The sequence below is a fragment of the Streptomyces sp. NPDC023157 genome (assembly GCF_055560575.1).
On record NZ_JBVHIL010000006.1, the window covers coordinates 467,884 to 474,571 of the forward strand.

Consider the following 6,688-nt stretch of genomic DNA (forward strand, 5'->3'; position numbering starts at 1 on the left):
CACCATCGGGTGATACAAGCCGATGGACACACCGAAGGCCGGGCGAACGCTCGCCCGGCCTTCCGTGGTGTGCTGGGGTGCCGCTCCGGTGCTACTGCTCCTGGGGTGCGGCCGTGACGTCCTGCTCGGGCACCGTGTGACCCGAACGGATGAGGTCGATCCGGCCCATCACCTTGGCGCGCAGGTCCACCGGGACGTCATCGCTGCCGCAGCAGCGCTTCACCAGTTTCTTCACCGCCTGTTCGAGGCCGTACTTCTCCAGGCACGGGGAGCACTCCTCGAAGTGCACCTCGAACTTGGTGCAGTCGGTGTCGGGCATCTCTCTGTCGAGGAACTCGTAGAGATGGTCCAGGACCTCTGAGCAGTCCGTCTCGTGCGGATCTCCGCAGCTCATGAGCCCGAGCCTTTCAGATCGTGCGACTCTCCGGCGCCCGCGGGAACCAGCCCGCGGTCGCGGGCGTAGTCCTCGAGCATGCCGCGCAGCTGGCGGCGGCCCCGGTGCAGCCGGGACATCACCGTACCGATGGGTGTACCCATGATGTCCGCGATCTCCTTGTACGCAAAGCCCTCTACATCCGCCAGATAGACGGCGATGCGGAACTCCTCGGGGATCGCCTGCAGCGCTGCCTTCACGTCCGAGTCGGGCAGGTGGTCGAGCGCCTGCGACTCGGCCGAGCGCAGACCGGTGGACATGTGCGACTCGGCGCGGGCGAGCTGCCAGTCCTCGATCTCCTCGGCGGCCGAGCGCTGGGGCTCACGCTGCTTCTTGCGGTACGAGTTGATGAAGGTGTTCGTGAGGATCCGGTACAGCCACGCCTTGAGGTTGGTGCCCTCGCGGAACTGGTGGAAGGACCCGTACGCCTTGGCGTAGGTCTCCTGCACCAGGTCCTCCGCGTCCGCGGGGTTGCGCGTCATGCGCAGCGCGGCCGAGTACATCTGGTCGAGGTAGCCGAGGGCGTCCCGCTCGAAGCGCGCGTTGCGCTCCTCGGTCGTCTCCTCGGGGCCGTCGTCGGTCCCTGTGTCGGTCCCAGTGACCGGACCCACCTCCTCCAGCGCTGCGGCGAACCCGAACGCGGACCCGCTCGCTTCGGAGGATAGACGAGGAACCACTCCGTCCGCCGCCCGAACAGGCGTGACCCTGGGCGCAGGCAGGACTGTCCAGTCCAGGTCAGCGGCCTGCGCACGCTCGGGGCAGATGGTCGAACCCATGGACGGACTCCCTCTTCCTTTGCTCTGAGCACCGATGTCCCTCACAACAGCGGCCCCGGGCTCCGCATTCCCGCGGTGGTCACACGGTCACCGAAGTGACGTGATCCACGCGGTGACTTCACGCACGATCACCTCGACGGCCTCCTCCTGGGAGAGCGGGGCGCGCTTCGGGACGGCGAACCCGTGGTCGCCGTACGGCACCTCGGCGAGCGTGTACGGACCGTCCGGGAACTCCCCCGGCCTGCCGAACGGGTCGTTGCCGCCCTGCACGACGAGGGTGGGGACGCCGGAGCCGAGGAGTTCGGCGGCCCGGGAGCTCTCCGGCCTGCCCGGCGGGTGCAGCGGGAAGCTGAGCGCGAGCACCGCGGCGGCACCCAGCTCGCCGGCGGTGCGGCAGGCGACCCGGGCGCCGGCGCTGCGGCCGCCGGCGATCACCGGCAGGCCGGGGGCGGCGAGGGCGGGCCACAGGCCGCGCCAGCCGGTGTCGAGGGTCTTCGGCGCGGGGGCGACCTTCTTGCCGGCCACCCGCCAGGGCTGCTCGACGAGGGCCACGCTCACCTCCCGCGCGGGCAGCGCGGCGGCCAGGGCCACCAGGTCGCGGGCCTCGATGCCGCCGCCGGCGCCGTGGCTCACGGCGAGCACGGCCCAGGGCTTCTTCGCGGCGGCCCAGGTGATCCGGGCGTCCCCGGCGTCGGTCGGAACGATCTCGGTCTTGGTCACGGGCCCATCCTGCCGCCCCGGGGACGGAAATCCGGCGCAGGGGAGACCGGCGTACGGCGGACCCGCGTACCGCCCTGGTTCAGAACAGGGTGCCCTCCTCCGGGCCCTCCAGTTCCGTCAGCAGTTCGGGGCCGTTGTTGCGCACGTTGCTGACCGCCGTCGCCACCGGGTAGGCCCGCATCAGGCCCTCGGGCGGCGCGGCGAGCAGCCCGCGCAGCTCGTCCGGGCCGGTGCGGCGCGGGTCCAGCCAGGCGTCCCAGTGGTCGGGGGTGAGCATCAGGGGCATCCGGGGGTGGATGTCGGCGAGCGAGCGGGGCCCCTCGGCGGGGGCGACGCCCAGCGGCGCGGTCTCGGCCTCGGTGGTCACGACGGAGCAGGTGACCCACCAGGCCGACGGGTGGGCGTCGGGCAGGGTCCGGTCCCGCCAGAACTCGAATATGCCGGCCATCGCGAGGACCGAGCCGTCGGCGGGGGTCACGAAGTACGGCTGCTTGCGGGGCCGCTTGCGCTTCCCCTCGACCTCCAGGTCGCGCTCGCCCGCGCCGGTCACCCACTCGTAATAGCCGTCGGCGGGCAGGATGCAGCGGCGGGCCGCGAAGGCCTTCTGGAAGGAGGGCTTCTCGTGCAGGGTCTCCGCGCGGGCGTTGATCATCCGGGCGGCGCCCTCCGGGCTCTTCGCCCAGGACGGCACGAGCCCCCACTTCAGGGCGCGCATCTGGCGAACCGGGCGGCGTGATTCCGCGTCTTTCAGAGGACGCTCCAGAATCGCGTGGACCTCCTTGGTCGGGGCCACGTTCCAGTCGGGGGCCAGGGTCTCCTCCGGCTCCCACTTCTCGACGCCGAAGACGTCCACGAGGTCCTCGGGGCGCCTGCTCGCCGCATACCGTCCGCACATGAGTGCCACACTGCCACGACCCCGCCCCCGGACGAGGAGCCGTTCCACACGATGAGCCTCCCCCATGGCCTGTTCGACACGCAGGCCGCTCCCGCGCAGTGGATCGTGATCGCCACGGCGGTCGCCGCGCTGGCCGCGGTCCTGCCCCGCCCGATATGGCGCCTGTCCCGCAACGCGATCACCATCGCCCACGAGGGCGGCCACGGTCTGGTCGCGCTCGCCACCGGGCGGCGGCTCCAGTCGATCCGGCTGCACTCGGACACCAGCGGGCTGACCGTCTCGCGCGGACGGCCCACCGGCATCGGCATGATCCTCACGGCCGCGGCCGGCTACACCGCCGCCCCGCTGCTGGGCCTCGGCGGCGCCGCGCTCCTGGCCGGCCACCGGATCACGCTGCTGCTGTGGCTGGCCACGGCGCTGCTCGTGGCGCTGCTGGTGATGGTCCGCAACGCGTACGGGATCTTCACCGTGCTGCTCACCGGCGGCGTGTTCCTGCTGGTGTCCTGGCTGACCGGCCCGGACGTCCAGTCGGCCTTCGCGTACGCGGTGGTCTGGTTCCTGCTGCTCGGCGGGGTCCGGCCGGCCTTCGAGCTGCAGGCGAAGCGGCGGCACGGAGGGGCGCCCGACTCCGACGCGGACCAGCTCGGGCGGCTCACCCATGTGCATCCCACGCTGTGGCTCCTCTTCTTCCACGCCGTCTCGATCTGCGCCCTGATCGGCGGAGGACGCTGGCTCCTCGGCCTGTAGTCCCCCCGTAAGGTGAGGGCATGACCGAAAGCTCCACGCACACCGATCCGCTCACCGGCCTCTGGCCCGCCCCCTACGCCGGCGGTGCCGTCGACGCCACCGTCACCGTGCCCGGATCGAAGTCGGTCACCAACCGCGCCCTCGTGCTCGCCGCGCTGGCCGCCGAGCCCGGCTGGGTGCGCCGCCCGCTGCGTTCGCGCGACACCCTGCTGATGGCGGAGGCGCTGCGCACCCTCGGCGTGAAGATCGAGGAGACCGTGTCGTCGAGCTCCTCCGTCGCGGGGGGCCCGGACGGCACCGGCGAGGCCTGGCGGGTCATCCCGGCCGGCCTGCGCGGCCCCGCGACCGTGGACGTCGGCAACGCCGGCACCGTCATGCGCTTCCTGCCGCCGGTCGCGGCCCTCGCCGAGGGGCCGGTCCGCTTCGACGGCGACCCGCGCTCCCACGAGCGCCCGCTGCACGGGGTCATCGACGCGCTGCGCGCGCTCGGCGCCCGGATCGACGACGACGGGCGCGGCGCGCTGCCGATGACCGTGCACGGCGGCGGCTCCCTGGAGGGCGGTGTCGTGGAGATCGACGCCTCCTCGTCCTCCCAGTTCGTCAGCGCCCTGCTGCTGTCGGGCGCGCGCTTCAACCAGGGCGTGGAGGTACGGCACGTCGGCGGCCGGCTGCCCTCGCTGCCGCACATCCGGATGACCGTCGACATGCTGCGCTCGGTCGGCGCGCAGGTCGACGAGCCGGAGCACGGCGGGCGGCCCGACGTGTGGCGGGTGGCGCCGTCCGCGCTGCTCGGGCGGGACCTGGTGGTCGAGCCCGACCTGTCCAACGCGCAGCCGTTCCTGGCCGCCGCCCTGGTCACCGGCGGCCGGGTGACCGTGCCGGACTGGCCGGCGCGCACCACCCAGCCCGGTGACGCGCTGCGGGAGATCTTCACCACGATGGGTGGTTCCTGCGAGCTGACCGACCGGGGTCTGACCTTCACCGGCACCGGCCGGATCCACGGCATCGACGTGGACCTGGGCGAGGTCGGCGAGCTGACCCCCGGCATCGCGGCGGTCGCCGCCCTCGCCGACTCCCCCTCGACCCTGCGCGGCGTCGCCCACCTGCGGCTCCACGAGACCGACCGGCTCGCCGCCCTGACCCGGGAGATCAACGGGCTCGGCGGCGACGTGACGGAGACCGAGGACGGACTGCGCATCCGCCCGCGCCCGCTGCGCGGCGGCGTCTTCCACACGTACCACGACCACCGGATGGCGACCGCGGGCGCGATCATCGGCCTGGCCGTCGAGGGTGTGGAGATCGAGAACGTGGCGACGACGGAGAAGACCTTGCCCGACTTCCCGGGGATGTGGACCGAAATGCTCGGAGCCTGAGCCATGCGGCGTTACGGGAAGAACACCGACGAGGACGACATCCGCCAGCGGCCCAACCGCAAGGGCAACCGTCCGCGTACCACCATCCGCCCCAAGCACGAGGACGCCGTCGAGGGCATGGTCCTCACCGTCGACCGGGGCCGGCTGACCTGTCTGGTCGAGGACCGGGTCGTGATGGCGATGAAGGCCCGCGAGCTGGGCCGCAAGGCCGCCGTCGTGGGCGACCGGGTCTCCCTGGTGGGCGACCTGTCGGGCGAGAAGGACACCCTGGCGCGGATCGTGCGGATCGGCGAGCGCAGCTCGGTGCTCCGGCGCACGGCCGACGACGACGACCCGTTCGAGCGGGTGGTCGTGGCCAACGCCGACCAGCTGGCGATCGTGACCGCGCTGGCCGACCCGGAGCCGCGCCCCCGGCTGATCGACCGCTGTCTGGTCGCGGCCTTCGACGGCGGGCTCTCCCCCTTCCTGGTCCTGACGAAGTCGGACCTCGCCCCGCCGGACAAGCTCCTCGAGCTGTACGGCGCGCTGGACATCCCGTACGTGGTGGTCAACCGCGAGGAGCTGTACGACGGCGGCGCGGCGGACCGGGTGCGGGAGCATCTGGGCGACCGGGTGACGGCGTTCGTCGGGCACTCGGGCGTCGGCAAGACGACGCTGGTGAACGCGCTGGTGCCGGAGGAGCGACGGCGGATCACCGGGCATGTGAACGCGGTGACCGGCCGGGGCCGGCACACCACGACCTCGGCGCTCGCGCTGCCGCTGGACAAGGCCGACGGCTGGGTCATCGACACGCCCGGCGTGCGTTCCTTCGGCCTGCACCATGTGGACCCGTCGCGGGTCATCCACGCCTTCCCGGACCTGGAGCCGGGGACGGAGAACTGCCCGCGGGCGTGCAGCCACGACGAGCCGGAGTGCGCGCTGGACGCCTGGGTGGCGGAGGGCCACGCCGATCCGGCCCGGCTGTACTCGCTGCGGCGGCTGCTGGCGACCCGGGAGCGACGCGAAGGCGACTGATTCGCGCACGTTTGCGGGCGCCCACGTCTGGTAAGTGCATAATCGCACCAAGTGAGACGAAGCAGTCACCGACGGCGTGGGAGGCACTGACGATGGCGTGGCTGCTGGTGGTGGTCGCGGGGATTCTGGAGACGGGGTTCGCGGTCTGCCTCAAGCTCTCGCACGGTTTCACCCGCCTGTGGCCGACGGTCGCGTTCGCGGCCTTCGCGCTGGGCAGTTTCGGCCTGCTGACGCTGGCGCTGCGCAAGCTGGACGTGGGTCCGGCGTACGCGGTGTGGACGGGCATCGGGGCGGCCGGGACGGCGATCTACGGGATGGTCTTCCTCGGCGACCTGGTGTCCACGCTGAAGATCGTCTCGATCTCGCTGGTGATCATCGGCGTCATCGGCCTCCAGCTGTCCGGTTCGGCCCACTGATCCGCTCGTGCCTCCGGCCGAGAAGGCCGACGGCGACGGCGGCCAGAAAGACCGTCGCGGCGGCGATCAGTCCTGCGGTGGTGCCGGTGAAGACCAGGGCGAGCAGCACCCCGGTCAGGGTGATGACGCCCCAGGTCGACGAGGTGAACGCGTCGACGCGCAGGGCGAGTCGCAGCGCCGCCGAGGGCTCACGGGTGTCTTCGGTCATGGCGGGACCTCCGGTGTTCGAGGGGGGGGGGGGGGGGGGGGGGGGGGCGGGCGCCCCCCCCCCCGCCGCCCGCCCCCCCCCGCCCCGCGACGGGCGGGGCCGGGCC

The 6,688-nt window shown here is 72.6% G+C and carries 9 protein-coding genes; 4 read left to right on the forward strand and 5 right to left on the reverse strand.

What is annotated here, in order from left to right; all coding sequences use genetic code 11:
* Positions 1 to 91: 91 nt before the first annotated feature.
* The 4 genes from rsrA to ACZ3ZE_RS23900 form a co-directional block, all read right to left on the reverse strand.
* Positions 92 to 394, reverse strand: a complete 303-nt coding sequence (gene rsrA / locus ACZ3ZE_RS23885) for a mycothiol system anti-sigma-R factor (protein WP_329423897.1) — start codon at positions 392 to 394, stop codon at positions 92 to 94.
* Positions 391 to 1,044, reverse strand: a complete 654-nt coding sequence (locus ACZ3ZE_RS23890) for a sigma-70 family RNA polymerase sigma factor (RefSeq protein WP_207926457.1) — start codon at positions 1,042 to 1,044, stop codon at positions 391 to 393. The genes rsrA and ACZ3ZE_RS23890 overlap by 4 nt, the downstream gene beginning before the upstream one ends.
* A gap of 252 nt (positions 1,045 to 1,296) precedes the next feature.
* Positions 1,297 to 1,929: an alpha/beta hydrolase family protein gene (locus tag ACZ3ZE_RS23895; RefSeq protein ID WP_467260597.1), complete on the reverse strand. Its 633-nt coding sequence runs from the start codon at positions 1,927 to 1,929 to the stop codon at positions 1,297 to 1,299.
* 79 nt (positions 1,930 to 2,008) lie between these two features.
* On the reverse strand, positions 2,009 to 2,824 hold the full coding sequence (locus ACZ3ZE_RS23900; RefSeq protein WP_361628151.1) for an SOS response-associated peptidase: 816 nt from the start codon (positions 2,822 to 2,824) through the stop codon (positions 2,009 to 2,011).
* A gap of 51 nt (positions 2,825 to 2,875) precedes the next feature.
* On the opposite strand from ACZ3ZE_RS23900, the gene ACZ3ZE_RS23905 reads away from it, so the two are divergent.
* The 4 genes from ACZ3ZE_RS23905 to ACZ3ZE_RS23920 all read left to right on the forward strand — a co-directional run bounded on the left by ACZ3ZE_RS23905 (position 2,876) and on the right by ACZ3ZE_RS23920 (position 6,374).
* A complete protein-coding gene (locus ACZ3ZE_RS23905; RefSeq protein ID WP_361166843.1) occupies positions 2,876 to 3,571 on the forward strand; it encodes a M50 family metallopeptidase in 696 nt (231 codons plus the stop codon).
* Between the two features lie 20 nt (positions 3,572 to 3,591).
* A complete protein-coding gene (gene aroA, locus ACZ3ZE_RS23910) occupies positions 3,592 to 4,944 on the forward strand; it encodes a 3-phosphoshikimate 1-carboxyvinyltransferase (protein WP_361166840.1) in 1,353 nt (450 codons plus the stop codon).
* A gap of 3 nt (positions 4,945 to 4,947) precedes the next feature.
* Positions 4,948 to 5,958, forward strand: a complete 1,011-nt coding sequence (rsgA, locus tag ACZ3ZE_RS23915; protein ID WP_361166837.1) for a ribosome small subunit-dependent GTPase A — start codon at positions 4,948 to 4,950, stop codon at positions 5,956 to 5,958.
* A 92-nt stretch (positions 5,959 to 6,050) separates the two neighbouring features.
* On the forward strand, positions 6,051 to 6,374 hold the full coding sequence (locus tag ACZ3ZE_RS23920; RefSeq protein WP_046907355.1) for a DMT family transporter: 324 nt from the start codon (positions 6,051 to 6,053) through the stop codon (positions 6,372 to 6,374).
* On the opposite strand, the gene ACZ3ZE_RS23925 is transcribed toward ACZ3ZE_RS23920, so the two are convergent.
* Entirely contained in the window at positions 6,340 to 6,582 is a 243-nt protein-coding gene (locus tag ACZ3ZE_RS23925; protein ID WP_361628142.1) for a hypothetical protein, read from the reverse strand. The two genes, ACZ3ZE_RS23920 and ACZ3ZE_RS23925, sit on opposite strands and share 35 nt — an antisense overlap.
* Between the last annotated feature and the right edge of the window lie 106 nt (positions 6,583 to 6,688).

Excerpts from the sequence above, each read along its gene's own strand:
- rsrA (WP_329423897.1), bottom strand. The coding sequence starts at position 394 with ATGAGCTGCGGAGATCCGCACGAGACGGACTGCTCAGAGGTCCTGGAC.
- ACZ3ZE_RS23900 (WP_361628151.1), bottom strand. The coding sequence starts at position 2,824 with ATGTGCGGACGGTATGCGGCGAGCAGGCGCCCCGAGGACCTCGTGGAC.
- ACZ3ZE_RS23905 (WP_361166843.1), top strand. The coding sequence starts at position 2,876 with ATGAGCCTCCCCCATGGCCTGTTCGACACGCAGGCCGCTCCCGCGCAG.
- aroA (WP_361166840.1), top strand. The coding sequence starts at position 3,592 with ATGACCGAAAGCTCCACGCACACCGATCCGCTCACCGGCCTCTGGCCC.
- rsgA (WP_361166837.1), top strand. The coding sequence starts at position 4,948 with ATGCGGCGTTACGGGAAGAACACCGACGAGGACGACATCCGCCAGCGG.
- ACZ3ZE_RS23920 (WP_046907355.1), top strand. The coding sequence starts at position 6,051 with ATGGCGTGGCTGCTGGTGGTGGTCGCGGGGATTCTGGAGACGGGGTTC.
- ACZ3ZE_RS23925 (WP_361628142.1), bottom strand. The coding sequence starts at position 6,582 with ATGACCGAAGACACCCGTGAGCCCTCGGCGGCGCTGCGACTCGCCCTG.